Source organism: Flavobacterium sp. CAN_S2 (assembly GCF_015752255.1).
In the GTDB taxonomy this organism is placed as follows: Bacteria; Bacteroidota; Bacteroidia; order Flavobacteriales; family Flavobacteriaceae; genus Flavobacterium.
In genome coordinates, this window is the sequence record NZ_JADOVA010000001.1 from 877,123 (window position 1) to 902,513 (window position 25,391).

The 25,391-nt window shown below is 34.1% G+C and carries 23 protein-coding genes; 11 read left to right on the forward strand and 12 right to left on the reverse strand.

Annotated elements, in window-relative coordinates:
- The first annotated feature begins 148 nt into the window (after positions 1-148).
- Positions 149-3,430: a glycosyltransferase family 117 protein gene (locus tag IWX80_RS03925; RefSeq protein ID WP_196852243.1), complete on the forward strand. Its 3,282-nt coding sequence runs from the start codon at positions 149-151 to the stop codon at positions 3,428-3,430.
- Between the two features lie 74 nt (positions 3,431-3,504).
- Entirely contained in the window at positions 3,505-4,146 is a 642-nt protein-coding gene (locus tag IWX80_RS03930; RefSeq protein WP_196852244.1) for a polysaccharide deacetylase family protein, read from the forward strand.
- A 15-nt stretch (positions 4,147-4,161) separates the two neighbouring features.
- On the opposite strand, the gene IWX80_RS03935 is transcribed toward IWX80_RS03930, so the two are convergent.
- From IWX80_RS03935 to IWX80_RS03945, 3 genes are all read right to left on the reverse strand, one after another.
- Complete coding sequence (locus tag IWX80_RS03935; RefSeq protein ID WP_113634043.1) at positions 4,162-4,458, reverse strand: thioredoxin family protein; 297 nt, start codon at positions 4,456-4,458, stop codon at positions 4,162-4,164.
- Between the two features lie 73 nt (positions 4,459-4,531).
- The gene (locus IWX80_RS03940) at positions 4,532-5,767 is read right to left on the reverse strand and encodes a metallophosphoesterase (RefSeq protein ID WP_196852245.1); all 1,236 of its coding nucleotides are present in this window, start codon (positions 5,765-5,767) and stop codon (positions 4,532-4,534) included.
- A gap of 177 nt (positions 5,768-5,944) precedes the next feature.
- Positions 5,945-7,444, reverse strand: coding sequence for a hypothetical protein (locus tag IWX80_RS03945; protein WP_334682216.1), 1,500 nt, complete (start codon positions 7,442-7,444; stop codon positions 5,945-5,947).
- Positions 7,445-7,810: 366 nt separating this feature from the next.
- Between IWX80_RS03945 and polA the strand changes: the two genes are divergently transcribed.
- Complete coding sequence (polA, locus tag IWX80_RS03950; protein WP_196852246.1) at positions 7,811-10,654, forward strand: DNA polymerase I; 2,844 nt, start codon at positions 7,811-7,813, stop codon at positions 10,652-10,654.
- Between the two features lie 85 nt (positions 10,655-10,739).
- Here polA and IWX80_RS03955 read toward each other — a convergent pair whose 3' ends face one another.
- Positions 10,740-11,762 carry a LacI family DNA-binding transcriptional regulator gene (locus tag IWX80_RS03955; protein WP_196852247.1) on the reverse strand — a complete coding sequence of 341 codons (1,023 nt, stop codon included), beginning with the start codon at positions 11,760-11,762 and terminating at the stop codon, positions 10,740-10,742.
- A 343-nt stretch (positions 11,763-12,105) separates the two neighbouring features.
- On the opposite strand from IWX80_RS03955, the gene rplM reads away from it, so the two are divergent.
- The 6 genes from rplM to IWX80_RS03985 all read left to right on the forward strand — a co-directional run bounded on the left by rplM (position 12,106) and on the right by IWX80_RS03985 (position 16,397).
- The gene (rplM, locus tag IWX80_RS03960; RefSeq protein ID WP_073204674.1) at positions 12,106-12,561 is read left to right on the forward strand and encodes a 50S ribosomal protein L13; all 456 of its coding nucleotides are present in this window, start codon (positions 12,106-12,108) and stop codon (positions 12,559-12,561) included.
- A complete protein-coding gene (rpsI, locus tag IWX80_RS03965) occupies positions 12,561-12,947 on the forward strand; it encodes a 30S ribosomal protein S9 (RefSeq protein ID WP_113634047.1) in 387 nt (128 codons plus the stop codon). The genes rplM and rpsI overlap by 1 nt, the downstream gene beginning before the upstream one ends.
- A 223-nt stretch (positions 12,948-13,170) precedes the next feature.
- Positions 13,171-13,971 (forward strand): 30S ribosomal protein S2, encoded by an 801-nt coding sequence (rpsB, locus tag IWX80_RS03970; RefSeq protein ID WP_196852248.1) that lies wholly within the window; start codon positions 13,171-13,173, stop codon positions 13,969-13,971.
- Positions 13,972-14,081: 110 nt separating this feature from the next.
- Positions 14,082-15,044: a translation elongation factor Ts gene (gene tsf, locus IWX80_RS03975; RefSeq protein ID WP_196852249.1), complete on the forward strand. Its 963-nt coding sequence runs from the start codon at positions 14,082-14,084 to the stop codon at positions 15,042-15,044.
- A gap of 135 nt (positions 15,045-15,179) precedes the next feature.
- A complete protein-coding gene (locus IWX80_RS03980; protein WP_196852250.1) occupies positions 15,180-15,833 on the forward strand; it encodes a queuosine precursor transporter in 654 nt (217 codons plus the stop codon).
- 3 nt (positions 15,834-15,836) lie between these two features.
- Positions 15,837-16,397 carry a DNA-3-methyladenine glycosylase I gene (locus tag IWX80_RS03985; protein ID WP_196852251.1) on the forward strand — a complete coding sequence of 187 codons (561 nt, stop codon included), beginning with the start codon at positions 15,837-15,839 and terminating at the stop codon, positions 16,395-16,397.
- 41 nt (positions 16,398-16,438) lie between these two features.
- On the opposite strand, the gene aat is transcribed toward IWX80_RS03985, so the two are convergent.
- The 3 genes from aat to IWX80_RS04000 all read right to left on the reverse strand — a co-directional run bounded on the left by aat (position 16,439) and on the right by IWX80_RS04000 (position 18,466).
- Positions 16,439-17,077, reverse strand: a complete 639-nt coding sequence (gene aat, locus IWX80_RS03990) for a leucyl/phenylalanyl-tRNA--protein transferase (RefSeq protein ID WP_196852252.1) — start codon at positions 17,075-17,077, stop codon at positions 16,439-16,441.
- Positions 17,078-17,179: 102 nt separating this feature from the next.
- Positions 17,180-17,560, reverse strand: a complete 381-nt coding sequence (locus IWX80_RS03995) for a DUF3127 domain-containing protein (protein WP_113634053.1) — start codon at positions 17,558-17,560, stop codon at positions 17,180-17,182.
- A 24-nt stretch (positions 17,561-17,584) separates the two neighbouring features.
- Positions 17,585-18,466 (reverse strand): flavin reductase family protein, encoded by an 882-nt coding sequence (locus tag IWX80_RS04000; protein ID WP_196852253.1) that lies wholly within the window; start codon positions 18,464-18,466, stop codon positions 17,585-17,587.
- Between the two features lie 173 nt (positions 18,467-18,639).
- Here IWX80_RS04000 and IWX80_RS04005 point away from each other — a divergent pair, with 173 nt between their 5' ends.
- The gene (locus IWX80_RS04005; RefSeq protein WP_196852254.1) at positions 18,640-19,788 is read left to right on the forward strand and encodes a sensor histidine kinase; all 1,149 of its coding nucleotides are present in this window, start codon (positions 18,640-18,642) and stop codon (positions 19,786-19,788) included.
- Between the two features lies 1 nt (position 19,789).
- Here the strand turns inward: IWX80_RS04005 and IWX80_RS04010 are convergent, their stop codons facing one another.
- The 3 genes from IWX80_RS04010 to greA form a co-directional block, all read right to left on the reverse strand.
- Positions 19,790-20,956, reverse strand: coding sequence for a transglutaminase domain-containing protein (locus tag IWX80_RS04010; RefSeq protein ID WP_196852255.1), 1,167 nt, complete (start codon positions 20,954-20,956; stop codon positions 19,790-19,792).
- A gap of 99 nt (positions 20,957-21,055) precedes the next feature.
- Positions 21,056-21,445: an HIT family protein gene (locus IWX80_RS04015; RefSeq protein ID WP_196852256.1), complete on the reverse strand. Its 390-nt coding sequence runs from the start codon at positions 21,443-21,445 to the stop codon at positions 21,056-21,058.
- Between the two features lie 34 nt (positions 21,446-21,479).
- Positions 21,480-21,956 (reverse strand): transcription elongation factor GreA, encoded by a 477-nt coding sequence (greA, locus tag IWX80_RS04020; RefSeq protein ID WP_113634059.1) that lies wholly within the window; start codon positions 21,954-21,956, stop codon positions 21,480-21,482.
- A 162-nt stretch (positions 21,957-22,118) separates the two neighbouring features.
- Here greA and IWX80_RS04025 point away from each other — a divergent pair, with 162 nt between their 5' ends.
- On the forward strand, positions 22,119-22,532 hold the full coding sequence (locus IWX80_RS04025) for a Rieske (2Fe-2S) protein (protein WP_196852257.1): 414 nt from the start codon (positions 22,119-22,121) through the stop codon (positions 22,530-22,532).
- Between the two features lie 60 nt (positions 22,533-22,592).
- Here IWX80_RS04025 and IWX80_RS04030 read toward each other — a convergent pair whose 3' ends face one another.
- On the reverse strand, positions 22,593-24,752 hold the full coding sequence (locus tag IWX80_RS04030) for a TonB-dependent receptor (RefSeq protein WP_196852258.1): 2,160 nt from the start codon (positions 24,750-24,752) through the stop codon (positions 22,593-22,595).
- Positions 24,753-24,989: 237 nt separating this feature from the next.
- Positions 24,990-25,391, reverse strand: a complete 402-nt coding sequence (gene arfB, locus IWX80_RS04035) for an alternative ribosome rescue aminoacyl-tRNA hydrolase ArfB (protein ID WP_196852259.1) — start codon at positions 25,389-25,391, stop codon at positions 24,990-24,992.

A 25,391-nucleotide genomic window follows, 5' to 3' on the forward strand; every position in this document is an offset into this window, starting at 1 on the left:
TGAATTTAATTTCAAAAACAAACGAAAAAGATTCATAGTCAGAACGTTATTGAATCGCATTACTTTTCCAGAAAATATTGTTAATGCTATCAAGTTTAAACAAAAAAACATTTTCTTTGTAACTTACAATTAAATTAAATTTTAGTACATGGATAAAGCAGCATTCAATTTTAATAAATGGAATACAATTATTGGTTGGCTTACATTTGGAATCGCATTATTAACCTACACTTTGACTGTTGAGCCTACTATGAGTTTCTGGGATTGTGGAGAATATATTGCCACAGCAGCAAAATTAGAAGTTGGTCATCCGCCGGGAGCTCCATTATACCAAATGATTGGTGCTTTTTTCGCCATGTTTGCTGCAGATGAAACAAAAATTGCCTTAATGGTGAATATGATGTCTGTATTTTCAAGCGCATTTACTATTCTTTTCCTTTTTTGGTCTTCATCGATGGTCTTGAAAAAATTAGTTTCCCGATTTTCAGAACCCAATAAAAATAATGAGATTGTAATACTAGGGAGTTCATTTGTAGGTGCTTTAGCATACACTTTCTCTGATAGTTTTTGGTATAATGCAGTTGAAGCCGAAGTTTACGCTATGGCTTCATTGTTTATTGCTTTATTGTTCTGGCTCGGATTACGCTGGGAACAGGACATGAATAAACCAAGAGGAAACAAATGGTTATTAATTATTTCGCTTGTTGTTGGTCTTTCGTTTGGAGTTCACTTCATGGCTTTGTTAACCATTCCAGCAATTGGTTTCTTGTACTTTTTCAAAAACTACAAAGTTGTTACCATCAAAAGCTTTCTGCTTGCGAATGTAATCGTAATCGCTATTTTACTTTTTATATTCAAACTACTCCTTCCTATGACTATGGGATTCTTTGGTAAAACCGAAGTATTTATGGTGAATAGCTTAGGATTACCGTTTGACTCCGGAACTATATTTGTTACTGTTTTACTGGCAGCTTTGTTTTATTTTGGTTTAAAATACACCAATAACAAAGGCTTGGCAACTTACAACACTTTAATTTTATGTGTTCTTTTTATCCTAATCGGATTTTCTACTTGGACCATGCTGCCTATACGTGCTAACGCCAATACCGTAATTAATGAGAATAAACCTTCTGATGCGCGTGAAGTTTTAGCCTACTACAACAGAGAACAATACGGTGTAAATCCGTTGTTTTATGGACCTCAATACACCGAAGCTTTTTCAGGCCTTGATGAAGACAATCCTTATCTGGACAAAGCACCTAATTACGAAAGAGATTACAAAACAGGTAAATATGTTATTGTAAATAATTTCAAAAATGCGGAGCAAAATACGGATGACAATCACAAAACTATTTTACCAAGAATGTGGAGTGGCGATCATATTGAAAATTATATGAATTTCACGAATCCGCCAGAGTTTAGGTTAAATCCTAATTATCCTTACGAAGACGATCTTGCGAAGTACGGAATTGACCCTAGTCAGCTAAGCGAGGAAGATTATAATAAAGCAATTGCACAACTGAAAAATGAAACTGAAAAAATCATAAATGAGTTCAGACAAGCTTATGCTCAAAATCAAATTGACAATGAAGGTTACGTAAAGTTTCTAAAAAGTTATGGTGATTATTTATTGGTTGAAAAACCTTCAACTGCTGACAATTTAGGTTTTATGGTTGAATACCAATTTGGTTATATGTACTGGAGGTATTTAATGTGGAATTTTGTTGGCCGTCAAAATGATGTTCAAGGGAGATACGATTACCTGGACGGAAACTGGCTCAGCGGAATATCCTTTATAGACGAACTGCATTTAGGAAGTCAAGACAACCTACCTTCTGATGTGGTTAACAATAAAGGTCGAAATGTATATTTCTTTTTACCATTTATTCTTGGTTTAATTGGTTTAATGTATCATGCTAATAAGGATTTAAAAAGTTTCTACGTCTTACTCGCTTTATTCCTTTTTACGGGAATAGCACTGAAAATATACTTAAACGAAAGACCTTTCGAACCTAGAGAAAGAGATTATGCCTTAGTCGGCTCTTTTTACGTGTTTGCAATCTGGATTGGTTTTGGAGTATATGCATTATATGAAAGCGTACAAAAATATCTTGCTCCAAAAATTGCCGGCCCTATAATCATTGCAGCTAGTTTACTGGCAGCTCCGGTTCTTATGGCAGCGCAAAACTGGGATGATCACGATCGCTCCGGGAAATATACTGCCGTAGCAATGGCTAAAGCCTACCTTACTTCTTGTGATCCTAATGCTATTTTATTTACCATTGGTGATAACGATACTTTCCCGCTTTGGTATGCCCAAGAAATTGAAAAAGTACGAACGGATGTCAAAATCGTAAATACTAGTTTATTCATGACGGATTGGTATATCGACCAAATGAAAACGAAAACATACGAATCTGACCCATTACCTATTTCGTTTACTCATGATGAATATGTGGGCGATAAATTGGATTATGTAGCTCACATTCCAAAAGTTGAAACCCGCTGGGATATTAAAGATTTTATTGATTTTATTAAAAATCCAAAATCAACGGTTGAAATGCAAAATGGTCAAACCATTCATTTTTATCCTACGAATAAAATCAGAATTCCTGTTGACAGAAATACAATTATTCAAAACAAAGTTGTTTCGGCTAAATACAATGATTCTATAGTTCCTTACATTGATTTGGAAATCAAAGGAAATGCATTGTACAAAAACAGATTAATGATGTTGGATATTGTTGCCAATAATAACTGGAAACGACCTATTTATTTCAGTGGAGGTGCATTTGACAACGAAGATTATATCTGGATGAAAGAATACCTTCAACTGGAAGGAATGGTTTATAAATTAGTACCTGTTAGAACAATTATTCCTAAAGATGGAGGTCTATTGGAAATGGGACAAATAGACTCTGATAAAATGTACGCTAAAGTAATGAAATGGGATTGGGGAAACAGCGAAAGCACTACAATATATCATGATCCTGAAACCAGAAGAAATAGCATAACGTACCGAACGAATCTTTCCAGATTAATGAATCAATTGATTGTTGAAGGCAAAAAAGACAAGGCGAAAAACATTATCGATTTAGCGATGACAAAAATGCCTTTGGAATATTTTGGTTATTATTCGTTAGTAGAACCTTTTGCTGACGGTTATTATAAAATTGGTGACAAAGTAAAAGCGCAACAGTTACTAAATAAATTGGTGAATAAATATCAAGAAAACCTCAACTATTATGGTAATCTTAAATCATCAGAGCAAAGTAGCATTGCAATTCCTATCATTACTGATATTGAGCGCTACAGAAGCCTTTTGCAAGTCATGAAAGAAAATGGAGATACTGATTTTTATAATAAACACAAAATTACTTTCAATACATACATTAAGATGTTTGAACGTTTTGGACGAGAAAAAGAGTAATCTTGAATAGCAACTAGAAAAGGTAGCGACATTGAAAAATGTCGCTATTTTTTTTTTACTTTTAAAACTAAAAAATGAAATTCTACTGGATTAAAACGAATTGGTTTATCAAAAAAATATTCTCAAATTACACTTGGGATGTTTCCAATGCAGGAAATACGGTCTATCTTACTTTTGATGACGGTCCCATTCCTGAAGTGACTGATTGGGTCTTGGCAGAACTAAAAAAACACGGGTTTAAAGCTACTTTTTTTAGTATTGGAGAAAATATTACTAAGTATCCAGAAATATTCAAAAAAGTAATCAGCGAAGGGCATTCCATAGGAAATCACACTTATAATCACCTCAATGGCTGGAATACTTCTACTGAAGATTATATTGAAAACGTAGCAAGATGCGAAGAAGCGATTGGCAAAAACACAAATCAAAATCTAAAATCTAAGCTGTTTCGTCCGCCTTACGGCAAAATAAAAACGGCTCAATCTAAAGCGATTCAAAAATTGGGTTATAAAATAATTATGTGGGACGTGCTTAGCGCTGATTTTGATACCACAATATCCAGAGAACAATGTTTAGATAATGTGTTGTCAAATGTAAAACCGGGAAGTATAATTGTTTTTCACGACAGCCAAAAAGCATTCAAAAATCTTGAATACGTGCTACCAAAAACACTGGCTTTTTTAAAAGAAAAAAAATTTAATTGTGACGTTTTGTAACTCCAAAAAACAATTTTACAATTGTTCCTGAACGATTCCAATAAGTGTGTTGGCATCTAATTCTCCAGATTGTCTCCAGATCATTTGACCTTGTTTATAAATCATCAATGTAGGCAAACCTTTGATTCGCAAAGCCTCAGCTAATTCTTGATTTTTGTCAACATCAATTTTTATCACCTTTGCTTTATCGCCAAGAGCAGCTGCCACATCTCTTATAACAGGATGCATTGAAACGGAAGATTCGTTCCATTCTGTGTAAAAATCAATTAACACAGGTACTTTTGTATTTATAAGTTCTCCAAATTTTGACATAAAACCAAAAATTTAATTTTTAAAATTCACTAAAAAGAGATATTTATTTTACAAATGTAGCATTTTAAACGAATTATGCCACATTAACACCTTTTTTTAGTTCAATGACTGTTATTTCCGGCATAATACCTACTCTGCCCGGATAAGCGTGAAAACCAAATCCTCTGTTGACATATACGTATCTTCCCAAGTTTTCATATAATCCAGCCCATTGTTTGTAAACATATTGAGCCAAACTCCATTTGAAATAACCTGGAATTTCGATTCCAAATTGCATTCCGTGTGTATGCCCTGAAAGCGTAAGGTGATAGTGTTTCTCATCATGCTGCACCACATGTTCCCAGTGTGAAGGATCATGACTCATCAAAATCTTGAAATCTTCTTTCTTTAAAGATCCGGCTGCTTTATTCAAATCTCCAGCTTGTTTGAAATTATGACCCCAGTTTTCGACACCAACTAATGCTATTTTTGCGTCTCCTTTTTCGATAAAAGTATGCTCATTCAACAATAAATTGAAACCAATTTCCCCATACAAACTTTTTATAGCTTTGAAATTATCCTCTTTTGCAGCTTCTGATGGCCAGGTTACATATTCGCCATAATCATGATTCCCCAAAACGGAATATTTGCCATATTCGTGTGTTTTAATTCTATTGAATGTTTCTATCCAAGGATGCATTTCCTTGGCATCCGTATTTACAATATCGCCGGTAAACAAAATCAAATCTGAGTTTTGCTCATTCACCAAATCAATCGCATAATTAATTTTTTCGGGATTATCAAAACTGCCACTGTGAACATCTGATATTTGAGTAATCGTAAAACCATCAAAAGCTTCCGGTAAATCTGGAAAAAAAATACGTTGTTTGATTACTTTGTAATTGTATTTCCCAACGGTCACACCATAAATTAAAGATAAAAAAGGAACTGCCGCTAATCCTAATCCTATCTGGCTGATAAACTTTCTTCTGGAATTAAGGAAATCCGCGCTTTTGTCATAATCAATAAAATAATTTACGGTTCCTGCACCTAATCTAAAAATATCTTCGCCCATTAGAACAAGTGTCAAAATTAATTTCGGAACGTAAACAATGAGCAGTAAACCCATGATTACCATCATGTGTTGGGTTTGACCAACGCTTCTGTCAAATTGCATTATCGAATAGACAATATATACCAAGACTACGATGCTGATGAGCTGAATGGAAAACAAAATTGGCTTTGATTTTATCAAAGTTTTTAATACCTGAAAAGTATAAAGCTCAATAATAAGAAGTAAGAGACACAAGAATACGATACGAAAGATCATTTTAATCAAATTTTAAACAAAATAACAAAAGAATTAACCAAAGTGTTTTTTTATTAGTTAAAATTTAACGGTTGATTAAAGGTAAAGGACACCTGAAATTCAAAAAAGTGAAATATAAATTAAAACCGCAATATTTAGTTTAAAATAATGCGGTTTTTGATAAATTTTAAAATGATGCTATTTTACAACCAAAGTCATATTAGGAGTGATAATACTATCACTAGAATTTGTTGATGTATATCGTTGTGCAAAAACCTCAATATAATCAGAATTTGATAATTCTACTAATGCATTTAATGGTAATACTACAATATCATTTGCAGCTGCGCCTCGTCCATAAATCTTATACTGTGTAATAGCTGCTCCATTTTTAGAAATATAAATTATATAGGTACCTATTGCTGGAACTTGAAAAGAAATAGAACCTGTAACTTGAAAAAATCTTTTCTTTTTGCCTAAATATATCAATTTATTGCTAACTCCTCCGGTAGAAAATCTAAATAAATTTGATGAGGATGAAACACCAGAAACCTTTACAATAGCGGTTGGATTTGATCCGGAAAAACCTGTAGAAGCACCAGAGCCCACCGCATAATCTATTGAAAACTCACCTACAGCATTTGCATCAGTTTCATTAGGTATTCCTGCACAGCGAACACTCCAACTGTTATTAAAATTATAGCCTGTATAACTTCCGGAAGTGTATCCATTTACATATTTTCCTGTAGACACTGTTCCAGTAAAAACAACAGTCTCCATTACCGCATCTCCAGATATTGTTGGATTAGAAGATACATCAAAGCCAATACTTGTTCCTGTAACCTCACTAAAACCTCCTTGTTTTTGCACTAATCCAAATGTACCTTGCAATTTTTCATAAGTACCGGAATTATTACTAAACCATGCTGCGTTACTAATCAATAATTTACTGATAGAATCATAAACAATTCCCGCAGTATTACCAACATATTGAACTATGCTGACAAAAACTAATCCAAAACCTGTTATTGATCCTACATTAGATGACCCAGCAATTATGGCATCTCTAATAATTAAATTTTCGGTTGATACTCCGCTAAAGTTAAAAACTTTTCCCCCTCCCGTAACCTGTATGGTAACATTTCTTATACTCCCTCCTGTTGCACCATCAAACAAATTTCCAGATGTTCTTACTAACTTATCTTCGTTTGCATCCTGACCTGAAACATAGGCATTATTCAAGTCAATAGGTAAATCAAAACTTATGGTTCCATTTATTTCATAGTACGTATTAGCATCCAATTTATACTTTGCATTACTCCCAGCCGTTTTCTCCGCAGCCAAAACTGTTGCTAAAACATCTGTAGATTTAATTCGCTTAAATTTTAATCTACCTGTAGTACCGCTATTAATAACATTCCAAGACGTTAGAGAGGAATTGTAATGATAAAAAGATTTTAAATCCGTGTCATAAACCATTAACCCATCAGCTGGAGACGCAATTGCAACACGTTGAGCCGTTGTCATCCTGGGTGTCAACATCCCTTGTGTTGTAGAGGACAACTCTAAAACAGAACTTGCATGTGGAGTTATGGTCCCAATACCAACTTGGGCTGACATAGACATATTTGTTGTCATCGTTATCAAAAATAACAAACAGGCTTGTAATACCTTTTTAGCAAAGTAATGTTTTTTCATAACACACAAATTAAATAATTAAACACTTGAACGATAAATCAACCTTTAAACTGATGGTCAAAATTAGACCTATTATCGATTAAATACTAATTTAATCGATTAAATACATGTTTTTAAATTTAATATATTTATAATCTTACAATTTCAATCGTAATAAATTAAGCTATATACTATTTGTAATTATTTTCTTGTCTTTAAAAAAAGAATGCACAAGTAGTAATAAGACAACCAAGGCATTAATAAATCTACCTTAGATAATATTTTTACAATGGAAGACAAAGGTCCTTTTCAAAGAAATTATACAATCCTGCACTCCTTTATCTGACAAGTTTTGTACTTTTGAAAACTTTACAAAAATCACAATTCATGTCACAACAAAAACGCCTTTTCCTGCTTGACGCCTACGCCTTAATCTTCAGAGGTTATTATGCTTTTATAAAAAATCCAAGAATCAACTCCAAAGGAATGGACACATCAGCCATTATGGGATTCATGAACTCATTAATGGATGTAATCAAAAGAGAAAAACCAGACCATTTAGCCGTAGCCTTTGATAATGGCGGAAGTCAGTTGAGAAATGATATATTTCCTGAGTATAAAGCACACCGCGACGCCACTCCCGAAGCCATAAAAATTGCTATTCCTTATATCCAAGAGTTACTGAAAGCCATGCATATTCCTATTATTGAAGTAAAAGGATATGAAGCTGATGATTTAATTGGTACAATTGCCAAACAAGCTGAAAAACAAAACTATAAAGTCTTTATGGTTACGCCCGATAAGGATTTTGCACAACTCGTTTCTGAGAATATTTTCATGTACAAACCCGCCAGAATGGGAAATGGAATCGAAATTTGGGGAATTCCGGAAGTTTTGGCAAAATTTGAAATCGAACGACCAGATCAAGTAATTGATTTCCTTGGAATGATGGGCGATACAGCAGATAACATTCCAGGACTTCCTGGCGTAGGTGAAGTAACAGCTAAGAAACTATTGAAGGAATTTGGAACCATGGAAAACCTTTTAGCGAATACCGACAAGCTGAAAGGAAAAATGAAAGAAAACATTGAAGCCAACAAAGAAAAAGGATTATTATCCAAAACTCTGGCTACCATACTTTTAGATTGCCCTGTTATTTTTGACGAAACCGATTATGAATTATCCACTCCAGATGTCGAAAAAACAGATGCACTTTTCAATGAATTAGAATTCAGAAGAATGGCGGAACAATTTGACGCTATATTCAAAAAAGGCGGAAGTGCAACCGCCACCAGCAATCCAGTTGACGAAACTAAACTGTATAAAAAACCACAACCAAAAAACGAAGAACAATTCGATCTTTTTGGAAGTGCAATTCAAGACGATTCATCTGATGAGACACGTCATCAATTTTATAATAATTTAGAAAATACAGCTCATTCATACCAGATAATTCAAGGGGATTTAGGATTGAAATTGCTGTTACAGAATTTACAAAAACAATCATCGGTGTGTTTTGATACAGAAACAACCGGACTTGATGCTTTGCATGCTGAATTAGTGGGAATTTCATTTTCTTTCGAAAAAGGAAAAGGATTTTATGTTCCGTTTCCAGAAAATCAAGAGGAAGCACAGACTTTAATAGAGAAATTCATTCCTTTTTTCGAAAATGAAAATATTGAAAAAATTGGTCAGAATTTAAAATATGATTTAAAGATTCTTTCTAATTACAATGTTACCGTAAAAGGAAAATTATTTGATACCATGATTGCCCATTATCTGATTAATCCAGATATGCGTCATAATATGGATATTTTATCGGAAACGTATTTGAAATATTCGCCTCAATCCATTGAAACATTAATTGGTAAAAAAGGAAAAAACCAAAAATCAATGCGGGACGTTGCATTGGAAGAAACAAAAGAATATGCTGTTGAAGATGCCGATGTAACACTGCAACTTAAGGAAATATTCACCTTAGAATTGGATAAAACCGGAACCAAAAAACTTTTTGAGGAAATCGAAATTCCATTGGTAAAAGTTCTGGCTGATATGGAAAAAGAAGGAATCCGTGTGGATGTGGATTTCTTAAAATCACTGTCGGAAACATTAGGAGATGACATCAAAATATTAGAAGCCAACATATTCGAAACTGCTGGAGAGAAATTCAATCTGGCTTCTCCAAAGCAATTAGGCGATATTTTATTCGATAAATTGAAAATTGGAGGCGTAAAACAAAAGAAAACCAAAACCGGTCAATATGCAACTGGAGAGGAAATATTAAGTTATTTAGCCGCCGAAAACCCAATTGTAAAAGACATTCTGGATTGGAGACAATTGGTAAAATTACAAAATACTTATGTCGAGGCTTTGCCAAACCAAGTCGACAAAATCACAAACCGAATTCATACCGATTATATGCAAACCGTTGCGGCAACAGGTCGGTTGAGTTCGAATAATCCCAACTTGCAAAACATCCCGATTCGTACCGAACGTGGAAGACAGATTAGAAAAGCATTCGTTGCCCGAGATGAAAACTACACGTTGGTTTCTGCAGATTATTCTCAAATAGAATTGCGTGTAATCGCAGCATTAAGCGGGGAAGAAAACATGATTAAAGCATTCCAAAATCATGAAGACATTCACAAATCTACGGCTTCAAAAGTATTTAATGTGCCGCTTGAAGAAGTGACTCGCGAGCAGCGAAGTCATGCCAAAACGGTAAATTTTGGAATTATATACGGGGTTTCGGCTTTTGGATTGAGTAATCAAACTAACCTATCCCGCAAAGAAAGCGCTGATTTAATTGAGGCGTATTATCAAACTTATCCAAGATTGAAGTCCTACATTCAGGAACAAATAGATTTTGCAAGAGAGAACGGTTATGTACAAACAATCCTGGGTCGTCGTCGTTATTTGAAAGATATTAATTCGCAAAATGCCATTGTTCGCGGTGGTGCAGAACGAAATGCGGTAAATGCGCCAATACAAGGAAGTGCTGCCGATATCATCAAAATTGCGATGATTAATATTCATGAAAAACTAACATCTGAAAACTGGAAAAGTAAAATGTTGTTACAGGTTCACGATGAGCTTGTGTTTGATGTGCATAATGATGAACTCGAAAAAATTAAACCGATGATCAAACATGAAATGGAACATGCTTTCAAGTTAGATGTTCCATTAGATGTTGATTTAGGAGCTGGAAAAGACTGGCTGGAGGCGCATTAAAAATATCTTTTATAGTAATCAAAAAAAATCTCTAATCATTCAAAAACGATTAGAGATTTTTTTTACAGTTATATTATATGAGTTGCTACAATTTTCTTGTTGACTCTCTTTCTTTCAATTTTGTTTTAATGACAACCGTTTCATAAGGAACGTGCTCTTCTTTAGATTCTAATCTATCAATAAGCAATTTAGCGGCTACTTCTCCTATTTCAATTCCGTGCTGACTTACTGTGGTTAAACTCGGAGACAATCTGCGTGAAGCAAGAATTCCGTCAGCGAAACCTATAATAGAAATGTCTTCTGGAACTTTAAATCCTTTTTTGAGTGCGATACGCAAAGCCGCAACAGAGTCATTTTCTTCCAAAGCAAAAATTCCGTCTATTTTGTTTTCAAAAACTTTCTCAATTTTATCTTTTAAATCATCTTCTGAATCCGTTCTTAAAATGATATCATTGTTTACCGAAATATTGTTATTTTCCAAAGCTTTCAAATACCCTTCGGCTCTTAATTTTCCAACACTTAAATTATCTATAGAAGACAATAAAGCGATATTCTTGCATCCTAAATCAATTAAATGTCGAGTCGAATTTAAAGCGGAATCAAAATCATCAACAATCACTTTGTCACAATCAACGCCGTCTGCAATTCGATCAAACATAACAATAGGAGTTCCATCATTAATGATTGCAGAGAAATGCTCGTAATCTTGATTTTTTTGGGCTTCTTCAGAAACGGAAACAATAAATCCATCAATGGTTCCATTGCTCAACATTTCCAGCGTATGAGCTTCTTTTTCTGCTGATTCGTTAGAGATACACATAATAACATTATATCCTTTTTCATCAGCGATTTTCTCGATACCACTAAACACTTTGGCAAAAAAAGAATTCAGAATATTTGGAATAATAACGCCAATCGTTTTGGTTTTTCTATTTTTAAGGTTCAGACCAATTACATTAGGCTTGTAATTTTTAAGCTTTGCATACTCTTTAATTTTAACCTTTGTCTGCTCGCTAATCTCCGGACTATCGTTCAACGCTTTAGAAACTGTAGAAACAGAAACATTCAGTTCTTTAGCGATTTGTTTTAAAGTTGCTTTAGCTTTCATAAGGAGATATTTGAAGTAATTTTAATAATAAAAAAAGTAACAAGATATGAATAATTAGAATATTACCCACTTAAATGACAAAAATAGCCAATAAAATGTAAAATTTGCTGCTGAAAATTAGAAATATACAATAAAATTAAATCAAAACAACAGCACATCGGATTCAACTCAGGCAGAAGTGAGAAACACAAATTCAATCTTAGAATATAATTTTAAATATACATTTGATTATCAGAGTAAAAACGAGAAAAAAATATTCATTTAAGGTATTTGTATTTAAAATAATTAATTGTACTTTTGCAACCCCTTTATTGGGGATGGAATGTTTAATTAAAAATATATTATGGACGCATTAAGCTACAAGACACAATCAGCAAGCAAAGCCACAGTTACAAAAGAGTGGATTGTTGTAGATGCTGATGGTCACAACTTAGGTCGTCTTGCTTCAAAAGTCGCTATGATTTTGAGAGGTAAGTACAAGCCAAGTTACACACCACACGTGGACTGCGGTGATAACGTAATCGTTATCAACTCAGAAAAGATCAACCTTACAGGTAACAAAATGGACGAAAAGACTTATATTCGTCACACAGGTTATCCAGGTGGTCAAAGAACTTTAACTGCTAAAGTATTGCAAGCAAAAAACCCTGCATTATTAGTAGAGAAAGCTATTAAAGGAATGTTACCTAAAAATAAATTAGGTGCTGAACTTTTTAGAAATTTAAATGTTGTTGTAGGATCAGAGCACAAACAAGGCGCTCAAAAACCTAAAACAGTTAACCTTAACGATCTTAAGTAATGGGAGTAATTCACAAAATTGGTAGAAGAAAAACGGCTGTTGCACGTGTTTATGTTTCGGAAGGAACAGGAGTAATCGTTGTGAACAAAAAACCATTCGAAACTTATTTCCCAACTGCAACTTTACAGTACAAAGTATTACAACCAATGTCTATGACAGAAAATGTAAGCAACTTTGACGTAAAAGTGAATGTTTACGGAGGTGGTTCTACTGGTCAAGCAGAAGCTGTAAGAATGGCATTAGCACGCGTTATGTGTGAAGTAAATGCTGAAAACAGAGGGATATTGAAACCACAAGGTTTATTAACAAGAGATCCAAGAATGGTTGAACGTAAGAAATTCGGTCAGAAGAAAGCTCGTAAGAGATTCCAATTCTCTAAACGTTAATATTATTCAATCTGGATTTAATTCAGATTCTCACGTTCATGGACTGGTTTTATTATCAGCTTAAACGAAAAAGATGCTGAAATAAATTCAGCATAAAAATTTTAAAAAAAACAGTTGTTGTTGCTCTCCTACCGAGGTAGGAAATAGTTTAGCATCTAAATGCATAAAGCCGAGAAATCGCCATTTATTCATTGCTAATCAACAGAACGTAAACTAGAACAAAATGGCAAACAAAGTAGAAGTAAAAGACTTACTAGAAGCAGGTGTTCATTTCGGACACATGACTAGAAAATGGGATCCAAACATGGCTCCTTACATTTATATGGAGCGTAATGGTATTCACATTATCAATCTATATAAAACTGCAGCAAAAATTGAAGAAGCAAATGACGCTTTGAAAAAAATCGCTGCATCAGGTAGAAAAATATTATTCGTTGCTACCAAAAAACAAGCAAAAGACATCGTTGCTGAAAAAGCAAAAGCTGCAAACATGCCTTACATCACTGAAAGATGGCCTGGTGGAATGCTAACTAACTTTGTAACTATCCGTAAAGCTGTTAAAAAAATGGCTACTATTGATAAAATGAAGAAAGATGGTACTTTCATGACTCTTTCTAAAAAAGAGCGTTTACAAGTTGATCGTCTTCGTGCTAAATTAGAGAAAAACTTAGGTTCAATCGCTGACATGTCAAGACTACCAGCTGCATTGTTCGTAGTTGATATCAAAGCGGAACATATCGCAATAAAAGAAGCACAAAAATTAAACATTCCAGTTTTCGCTATGGTGGATACTAATTCTGACCCAAGAGAGGTTGAATTCGTAATCCCATCTAACGATGATGCTTCTAAATCAATTGATAAAATTTTAACTTTAGTTACTGCTGCAATTGTTGAAGGACTTTCTGATAGAGGTTCTGACAAAGAATCTGAAGCTACTGCTGAAGTTGTTGCTGCTCCTGCTGCTGAAGCTGTAAAAGCTACACCTGCTGTAGAAACTGCTGCGCCAACTGCAACTGAAGAATAAATAAAATAAATTTAAAGATTGAAGGATTTAAAGATTAAAAATTATTGATTGCAGAATTAATAATAAAATCCTTAAATTTTTCAATCTTTTAATCTTTAAATAAAAAAATTATGGCAACAATTACTGCTGCAGATGTAAATAAATTAAGACAAACTACAGGTGCCGGAATGATGGACTGTAAAAAGGCTTTAGTTGAAGCTGATGGAGATTTTGACAAAGCTATTCAAAACCTTAGAGAAAAAGGACAAAAAGTAGCTGCAAACCGTTCTGATCGTGAATCTTCTGAAGGAGCTGCTGTATCTTTTATTAATGCAGACAAAACTAAAGGAGCTATCATCACTTTAAACTGTGAGACAGATTTCGTAGGTAAAAACGAAGCTTTCGTAACTTTAGCTAAAGAATTAGTTGAAAGAGCGATTAACTATTCTTCTAAAGAGGAATTTTTAGCTTCAGATTTCAACGGAATTACTGTTGCTGAAAAACTAATCGAGCAAACTGGAGTAATTGGAGAAAAAATTGAAATCGGTGGTTTTGAAATTTTAGAAGGTGCTTTCGTTGGATCTTATGTTCACGTTAACAAAATTGCTGCTTTAACTGCAATATCTGCACCAATTGCTAATGGTGACGTTATAACTAAAGACATCTCTATGCAAGTAGCATCAATGGGAGCTGATACACTATCTTACAAAGATTTTGATCCTGCTTTTGTTGAGTCTGAACTTGCTGCTCGTATTGCTATCATCGAAAAAGAAAATGAAGAAGCAAAACGTTTAGGAAAAACTTTAAAAAATGTTCCTAAATATATTTCTTTCTCTCAATTAACTGAAGAAGTTATCAAACAAGCTGAAGAAGATGCAAAAGCTGAATTAAAAGCTGAAGGTAAACCAGAACAAATTTGGGACAAAATTATCCCTGGAAAAGTTCAACGTTTCATCTCTGACAATACTACTTTAGATCAAGAGAAAGCCTTATTAGATCAAAACTTCATCAAAGATGACAGTAAAAAAGTTAGCGATTATGTTAAAGGATTCAACGTTGAGATTACAGGTTTCAAAAGAGTTACTTTAGGATAATTTATTGCGAGGAACGAAATCACATTAGTAAATTTCACAACCCAAATTTATATAAAATCCCATCTTATTTGAAAAAATGAGATGGGATTTTTCTTTTAAAAATAAAACCCTAAATTTGAATACTAATTATTTTTTATGTTTAAAACCAAAAAGGAACTTGTCTTTTTTATTCTAGCAGGAATCTTCATTACCAATGCTGTTACCGCAGAACTCATCGGTGGAAAATTGATACAAATAGGTCCCTTTGTAATGAGCATCGGTATTTTGCCTTGGCCTATTGTTTTCCTGACAACTGATTTAATCAATGAATATTTTGGAGAAAAAGGAGTAAAGAAACTTTCCTTAATCACAGCTGGTTTAATCGCGTATTCATTCCTTGTTTTACTTTTTGCGATCAATATTCCCGCTGCAAAAGGAATAAGCCCAGTAAATGACGAACAATTTTTTGCTGTCTTCGGACAAAGCATGTGGATTATTGTGGGCAGTATCATCGCTTTTCTCGTTTCACAATTGATAGATGTGACTGTTTTTTGGTTTTTTAAAAACCGAACCGGGAATAAAAAAATATGGCTTAGAGCAACAGGTTCCACTATAATTTCTCAATTATTCGATTCTTTTATTGTCCTTGGAATTGCTTTTTGGTTACCCGGTAAAATTAACTTTGATACTTTTATCACATCTGCATTGACAGGTTATACTTTTAAACTCGGAATTGCCATTCTCTTGACGCCATTAATTTATTTGGGTCATTATATTATCAAGAATTATTTAGCCTCTGAAAAAGAATAAAAAATGGAAGAAAAAATAAGATGTAAATGGTGCGTTGGAATTGATATTTACGAAAAATACCATGATGAAGAATGGGGTGTTCCAGTTTATGAAGATCAAAAATTATTTGAATTCTTAATCTTGGAAACTTTCCAAGCGGGACTAAGTTGGATTACAATCCTTAAAAAGAGAGAAAACTTCAAACTAGCTTTTGATGATTTTGACTATAAAAAAGTCGCTCTTTATACCGAAGATAAAATCCAGGAATTGTTATTAGATGCGGGAATTATCCGCAATCAATTAAAGGTACGCGCTGCTGTTTCGAATGCCTTAGCGTTTATGAAAATACAAGAAGAATTTGGAAGTTTTTCAAATTACATTTGGAAGTTTACTAATGGAAAACCTATTCAAAACAACCGACAATCCTTAAAAGAAGTTCCTGCAACTACTCCACTTTCTGATGAGATAAGTAAAGATTTAAAAAAACGCGGATTCAAATTTGTGGGTTCCACAGTGGTTTATGCACACATGCAAGCCACCGGAATAGTCGATGATCACGTAGCCGATTGTTGGAAGAAAAGTTAATTTCCACTAAGATAGAACTATAAAAATTCGGAATATGAAGATTATTTACTTTTTAAAATTTTCATAAAATCAACTCTTTCTATTTCGCGACAACCCAAACTTTCAAGATGCGGATTATAAACTTGGCAATCCAATAGTTTGTAATTTTCTACTTTTAATTGGTGAACCAAAGCTACAAAAGCCACTTTCGAAGCGTTCGAAACTTTAGAAAACATACTTTCACCACAAAAGACGTGACCTAAATCAATTCCATATAAACCCCCAACCAAAACCTCATCTTGCCAAACTTCGATTGATTTTGCTATTCCTAATTCGTGCATTTTACAATAGGCTTCAATCATGTCATTCGTAATCCAAGTTCCGTTTTGACCATCACGTTCTATGTTTTGACAATTAGAAATTACATCCCTAAAATTCTGATTGAAAGTCACCTTAAAACTATTCCGATTCAGGATATTTCTCATACTTTTGGAAACTATCAATTCATCCAGAAACAAAACCATTCTTGGGTTTGGTGACCACCACATAATAGGTTCGCCATCTTCAAACCACGGAAAAATACCGCTTTTATACGCAAGTTGTAATCGTTCCGGAGATAAATCACCGCCAATGGCTAAAATTCCATCGCGATTGGCTTGGTCAACAGGGGGAAAAAATAAAGTTGTAGATAAATAATACATTTTTCAATTTCAAAAATCAACGGATATTTCAAAAAAAGAAAAAAGTCAGAAATTCAAGTACAACTCAAACTTCTGACTTCTAATTTTTAACTTTTTTATGTCTTAGAATGGCAAATCATCTGCTTCTTCTTCGTTTAAGTTTGTTGCTGGTGCAAAAGCTTCAGCAGCAGGCATAGGTGGCATTTGCGCAGCAGAAGGAGCTTCGCCTTGTAATTTTCCAATTCTCCAACCTTGGATAGTATTGAAATAAACTGTTTCCCCTTGAGGATTTGTCCATTCTCTACCTCTTAGATTAATATCAATTTTAACAGGCTCACCTACTTGAAAACTGTTCAATAAGTCACATTTATCTTGAACAAACTGAACTAGAATATGTTGTGGATACTGCTCATCAGTTGTAACAACTACATCTCTTTTTTTGAAACCTCCAGATCCAACTTCTTTAGTTTGATCGATCATTTTAATTTTTCCTGTAACTTCCATCTTCTCTATTTTAATTGTTTTGTTCTATCTTTTTTTCTCTGCCAAAAGCACTTTCCAAGCGGAAGAAACATCATTGGCATTCAAATATTTTTTGGCCTCAAGATGCACTTTATCAGCATCATCGGAACTTAAAACTCCTTTTACTGCAAAATTTTGCTGTACAAATATACTAACTTCTTCGGTTGTAGGCAAGGCTTCTACATTCCCTAACATTCCTAAATCATTTCCATCAAAAATTGGACTTTCTTTTATAAAATTCGGAATTGCATCTACTCCGATTCCTAAGGTTGATAACGGTTTTGGTACTTCAAAAAGCCCTTGGTTTGACCTCGAATACCAATTGCCACCTAATCTGGAAACTAAGTCAATTTTATATTGATCAATCGCTCCATTTTCATCTAAAACAGATTCGTCAATATGTATTCGCAAAACTTCGCAAAGCACTAAATTTCCTGCTCCTCCTTCTGTTCCCAGTGGAATAATCTGAGTCACTTTGCATTCAAATTGAACAGGCGATTCTTTCACTCGAAACGGTTTTACCACTTCTGAAGCAATTGGCGTCAAGCCTGATTTTAAAAACTCATCCACGCCATCAGCATACTCCGTACTTGCCAGAGAAATCTGTTGTACCATATCGTAATTTACGACATTAATTACGACTTCCCTAGTAGCTTCGGCATTGATTAACGTATGTTTTATCGAATTGTCACGAACGCGTCTCGCCGGTGAAAATATCAAAATTGGAGGATTTGCACTAAACACATTAAAGAAACTAAAAGGCGATACATTAGGATTCCCTTCTTCATCCATGGTACTGGCAAAAGCAATGGGTCTTGGCCCAACAGAACTCTGCAGATAACCTTGTAATTTGGCCGTTTCAATACTTTTAGGATCAATCGTAATCATATTTTTTAATTTTTCACTGAAGATACAAAAGTAGACAAATCGAATCAGTTTTTGAAGGAGTACAACAAATTAGAATAAAATTAAGTATGGATTTTTTCTAAAAAAAATTCTTTGATCAAAACTAAAATACAACCAAATTTATTTCGTTATATTTATAATTCAAATTTTCATTTATGCAGTTTTCTGAAAGAAGAAATACAACCCGTTGGATCATAATTTTCGCCTCTTTTTTAATCATTTCACTGATACTTTGGAATACATATACCTTTTTTCAAATCTTCAAAAACGAAGAACGATTAAAAATGAATCTTTGGGCGCAAGCTCAAAAAACACTGATTAACGCCGGCGAAAATACCGATGTTGAACTTCCGCTTCAAATTTTTAGTGATAACACTTCGATTCCTATTATACTCACAGAAAATGACAGCATCATAAATACCGTAAATATTGACGAGGTTATTGTGAAAAATAATAAAAAGGCAGTCGCATTTTTACATGATTTAAAAAGTGAAAACGAGCCCATCGTCATTGAATATGTTCCGGGAAAATTTCAAAAACTCTATTATGGGAACTCAGCTTTACTAAATAAATTAAAATATTACCCCGTTGCTTTAGTGCTAATTATTGTGCTTTTTGGCGCTTTAGTTTACAATTTTTACCGAAGCACCAAAATGGCGACGCAAAACAAACTTTGGGCCGGAATGGCCAAAGAAACTGCACACCAAATAGGAACTCCGCTTTCTTCCTTGATTGGCTGGGTGGAACTATTGAAATCTGAAAATGTGGACGAAAGCACGACTCTCGAAATTGAAAAAGACATTGAGCGATTGCAAACCATTACCGATCGTTTCTCGAAAATAGGATCGGAACCCAAATTAGAAAACAAAGATATTGTCTCAGAAACGCTTCAGTCCTACGACTATTTGCAATCCCGATTTTCCAAACAAATTGAGTTTTCATTCAAAGCGCCTAAATCCCCTATTATGGTGTCACTGAATCCTACTCTACACAGTTGGACTATTGAAAATCTTGTAAAAAACGCAATCGATGCGATGAAAGGCAAAGGAAAATTAGCACTGGAAATTGAGCAAGAAGACGATTATGTAAAAATAAACGTTTCAGATACCGGTGGTGGAATTCAGAAAAATCAATTCAAAAGTATTTTTGAACCTGGTTTTACCACCAAAAAAAGAGGTTGGGGATTAGGACTTTCATTGACTAAAAGAATCGTTGAAGAATACCACAAAGGAACCATCAAAGTCTTACATTCTGAAATTGGAAAAGGAACAACGATGCAAGTGAGTTTAAAAAAAATAATTTAGTTTAACGAACTCTAAATTGTGAGGTTTTATAGAACATCGTTTTTCTGACTATTTTTGACTTACTCAAATAGTTATCTACAAATTTCGCATGTTCTTCGGCTTGCGCCAAAGCTTTACTTATTGATTTTTTTATCGAAGCTACATTAGCAGCATTTTCATTCCCAACAGAACCAACTTTGTAAATTGCATCTTGGCACTTAGCCAGTTTTTCTCGTGGCGCATCAATCATATCAATAATTTCACTATCTGGCAAGGCAGGTTTAAAAGTGTTATTCCGATAATGAATAAAATCATTCAACAATACAACAGCTTCATTCATTTCATTCACAATCTCATTCAATTTTTCAATATTTGAATTGTATTGCAAATACGCTAATTGCTTTTTCTTGCCTTTGTAACGCTCCAAAATCATGGCGTTCTCTATTCCATTTTTCTCTATGCGTTCTGCAGCAGCGGCTAATTTTTCCACCTCTGGCAAACTATTATGTTTTGCAATTTCTTTCTCGAAATCAAAGTATTTCTTGGTTTTATTGATTTGGGTTTTACCTTCATAAAACTCATTATTGGTAATAGGATAATTAGAAAATTGCCATAAATAATCAAATGGAATGTGCGAAGCAATTATTGTAGAAGGATCTGCCTTAAAATAATAACTGTTTAATTTTTTTGAAAATCTACCATTATTTACATAGCCGGAACCCCACGTTGGATCAAATACATACCACTTTCTGTCAATTTTTGCAGCTACCCAAGCGTGAGCCAAGTTACTTACTTTTCCGTTTTGCTTGGTATATCCTTCAATGATGTAGGATTGAATTCCAATTTTTTGAGAGAGATCATTAAAAACGGAAGCATAATGAATACAGACGCCTTTTTTAGTCTTCAACGTCTTTGCAATTTTCTGCTGAACTGTTTCATTAAAATTTACGGCATTCATTCCGGGAATATCGTAAGTGATATTTGATGCCGTCCAATAAAAAACCGCCCTGATTTTATCTGTTTCTGTTTTGAAATTAGCATTGATATAGTTTGCAATTGCTTGTGTAGAAGTTGTTGCATTTACAGGAATTGCGGCCATTTTAGCATCAGCTACAGAATATCCCGAATTTGCTTGTCCAAAACTAAACAAGGAGAAAAAGAAAAAAAATAACAAAAAAATATTTTTCATAATATATAATGAAGGCTCCATAAAGTAGAAAAGGGAACAGGTTTACACCTATTCCCTTTTAAACGAAAACCATACCAAATTATTTTATTTTAAAAAATACTATAAATTGGTTTTTATACTTGCCGCCAATGCTTCAAATTCGTCTTTGGATAACGTTACTTTATTTTGAAAACGCATTTCATCCATTTCATTCAACGGAATCAAATGAACGTGCGCATGAGGAACTTCAAGTCCTACAACTGCCATCCCAACACGTTTACACGGAACTGTTTTCTCTAAAGCCACCGCAATTTTTTTAGAAAACTGCATTAACCCTAGATACAAATCATCTTCCATCTCAAAAATCTTATTGATTTCTTGTTTTGGAATACAAAGTGTGTGTCCTTTTGCATTTGGATTCACATCCAAAAAAGCCAAGAAATTTTCATCTTCAGCAATTTTGTAGCACGGAATTTCTCCATTTATAATTTTGGTAAAAATACTTGACATCTTGAATCAATTAATCGTTTAAACCTTTAACTAATTAGTCGCGTGAAATTTCCAAAATTTCGAATTTCAAAACACCATTCGGAACTGTAATTTCAGCAAATTCACCCACTGATTTTCCTAGTAAACCTTTTCCAATTGGTGAAGTTACAGAGATTTTTCCAGTTTTCAAATCGGCTTCACTTTCCGCAACTAATGTATAAGTCATCTCCATACCATTGGTTTGGTTCTTGATTTTTACATTTGATAAAACCAATACTTTAGAAAGATCTAAATGAGACTCATCAATTAATCTAGCATTCGAATGTACTTCTTCAAGCTTAGCAATACGCATTTCAAGCATTCCTTGCGCTTCCTTAGCCGCATCATATTCGGCATTCTCTGAAAGATCGCCTTTATCTCTTGCTTCAGCAATATCCGCAGATGCTTTAGGACGCATTACGCTCTTTAAATAATCCAATTCTTCTCTTAATTTTTTTAACCCTTCTGCTGTGTAATACGATACTGTACTCATAAATTCCTCATTTATATAAATAGAAAAAATCCCATCAGGACGGGATTTCTTTCCACAAAGATACTATTATTTTTTTTTCGTCTATAAATATATGTTAATCATATATAATTCAAAGTTAAATAAATTAAATTTGTTTCGCTAATACTTTGACACTATTTTAAAATGAAAAAATACGCACTTCTTTTTCTTATTATTCCTTTCTTTTTATCGTGTAGTGATTCTGGTTTAAACAACTCTAATCCATTTATTCCAAATTATACTTTCACAGTAGATGTCAATATGAATTTACCTGCGTATTCTAATCTGAAATTCGTTAGTAATGCAGTTTATATTTCTGGAATAGGCGCACGAGGTGTCATTATTTTCAATACTGGCAGCGGTTATAATGCTTTTGATGCTGCTTGCCCTAATCAAACGATTAGCGCTTGTTCTACCATGACCATAAATGGTATCAATGCTGTTTGCGGCTGTGATAATGCAGAATATAGTTTGTTTACCGGACAAGGACAATTGCAATACCCCTTGAAACAATACCGAGTTCAGGTTAATGGAAATGTGCTTCGCGTTTATAATTAAATCAAAAAAAATCCTGACAGCGAACCGTCAGGATTTCTTCATTAAAAGTAAATCATTACTCTAAAAATTCAACGTCATTCCTACCAAGAAATTAATTCCTGCCTGTGGATAATAATACGGATATACATCATACATGTATCCGTTAGAAACATATTTCTTATCTAAAAAATTATTCACTAAACCCGTCAACACAATTTCTTTGAAGATGGTTTTAGGTTTAAAAGTGTAGGCAACATTTAAATCATTGACAAAATAATCAGCCAACTTAGCAGCCGGTAATTCGATATTATTCATGTATTGCTCTCCAACGAATTTTTGCATCCATGAAATATGAAGATTTTCAATTGGCGTATACACCAAAATATTTCCCGCAATAATTGATGGCGAATACGCAATATCTGTGGTGCCGTAATCCTGCCCTTCAACTGCTAAATCTGTATTTTTATTAGCACTCAGCGTAAAATTAGGGCGGATAATCAATTGATTTGTCAACGCTATTGTAGCATCCACTTCAAGTCCTAAACGGTAACTTTTTTCACTGTTAGAGCGTATTGGAGCACCTACATCATCTAAACTTCCTGTCAAAATCAATTGGTCTTTATAGGCCATATAATACACATTCGTATTGAATTGTACTTTTTCCGCAACGTATCTCCAACCCAATTCAAAGTCATTCAACTTTTCAGGCTTTACGTTTCCGCCTTCATAATCACTCCTATTAGGTTCGCGATTGGCTCTGGCATACGATAAATACACGGAATTTCCAGAATTGATTGTATAAGTTAATCCTGTTTTAGGGTTAAAGAAGTTAAAAGTATCATCCACAAGTGTTGGTTGAACACCATTGGCTTTATAATTCACTGATCTATATTGCAAATCTCCAAATAAACTTAGCTGTTCCGAAATTTGGTAATTGGCTTTCGCAAAAATATTTCCATCCGTTTTATTAGCAAAATCATTATAATAGCGATCTCCTAACTCACTCTGAGAAGCATTTCGTGCCCAAATGACTTTTCCAAAATGGTCGCCTTCATACTTGTTCCAACCACCACCAAAAATCACATCCAGTTTTTCATCTTTATAATTAGCAGAAAATGTAGTTCCATAGAAATCATTTTCCAACCATTTCTGACGCACTAAATCCGTTGTTGTAATAGCACCAACGGGCTGTAATCCATAATCGGCAAAGTCAGCATCTTCTTTATAGTTTTCATAAAATCCTTTGCCTTTTGTGTAATGCAAAGCAAAATTCGTGCTCCAGTTGTCGGATATTTTTTCGTTCCAAAGCAATTGCGAGTGATCTTGCTGGTAATTATCGGTTTCATTGTCATAAAAACGAGCATTTCCTTGTTCGTCCGTGAAAGCACCAGCTGAATTAAACGTTCGGTCATTTTGTAACGTTTCACCATCTATTCCGTTCCAAGATTGGTACGTTTTTTCGGTCCCACCAAAAACCAATGCTTTTATCAAACTAGTTTTGCCCACATACGTTCCTTGAAGAAAATACGACTTCAAATCAGAGGCTCCGCGATCCACAAATCCATCCGACTTAATAGCTGATAAACGTCCAGCAATTTCGAAGTGATTATTCATTAAACCTGTACTGAATTTTACGGTGTGTTTTCTGGTATTAAAACTTCCAAAAGAATTGGAGATTTCACCCGAGCTTTCTTTGGCAAAATTATCCGTCAACATGTTTAAACTCGCACCAAAAGCGCCCGCTCCATTAGTGGAAGTTCCAACGCCGCGCTGCAATTGCAAACTCTCTACTGAAGAAGCAAAATCAGGCATATTCACCCAAAAAGTTCCGTGGCTTTCAGAATCATTGTAAGGAATTCCATTGATGGTAACATTTACTCGCGTTGCATCGCTACCACGAACTCGAATTCCGGTGTATCCCACGCCATTTCCAGCATCAGATGTCGTAACAACTGACGGTAAATAATTCATCAGAATTGGAATGTCCTGGCCTAAGTTTCGGAATTTGATATCCTTTTTTCCTAAATTACTAAAACTTACCGGCGTTTTTGTGGTAACACGCACCGCTGAAACCAAGACTTCATCAAGTTGGTTTACAGATGTAGTGTCTTTGACTTGTGAAAAGGAGACTAAAGAAAATAGAGAAAAGAAAATAGAAGTACAAGGAGTTAGAACCTTGTATTTTGCAACTTTGCAACTTTGCGACTTTGCAACTTTGCGACTAATAATAATAGTATTCATCCGTAAAAAGATTACGAATAAAAGGGGGAATTATTCTTTTTGTTAAATTAAAAAATGATTGTTTCCTATGACAAATAAAGTAGTGTGCACGCTATTTCTTTGTCATTTTTTCCCTTAACAGCATTACCTGTTCAGGTTCGTTGGGTATAATCTCAGCTCGTTATTTAGAGCACCCCTTTGAGACAGCGCAAAACTAATTATAAATTGTGAATTATAAATTATGAATTGGAATAAATTTTAAAAATCGGGTTTTCTGCGTGTCTTTTTAACCTCAGATACATTTTTTTTATCCTTTATTCGCTTTCTAATAACAGATTTTGGGATTCTGGTGGGCTTTCTTTCTTTTGGAACAAATAATGCATTTTTTATCAGTTCCAAAAATCGTTTAATTACAATTTCTTTATTTCTAAATTGACTTCGGTCTTCATCACAGTTCAAAATTAAAACAGCATCAGTAGTCAATCTAGAAGATAATTTGGTTTCAACCAAAAGTTTCTCTTCATGCGTTAAAGCCTGAGAATTTTTCAAATCAAAACTCAATACCACTTTCGAGGAAACTCTATTCACGTTCTGACCACCGGCCCCACTGCTGCGGACGGCTTTAAAACTTAATTCAGATATGATTTTATCAATTTCCAT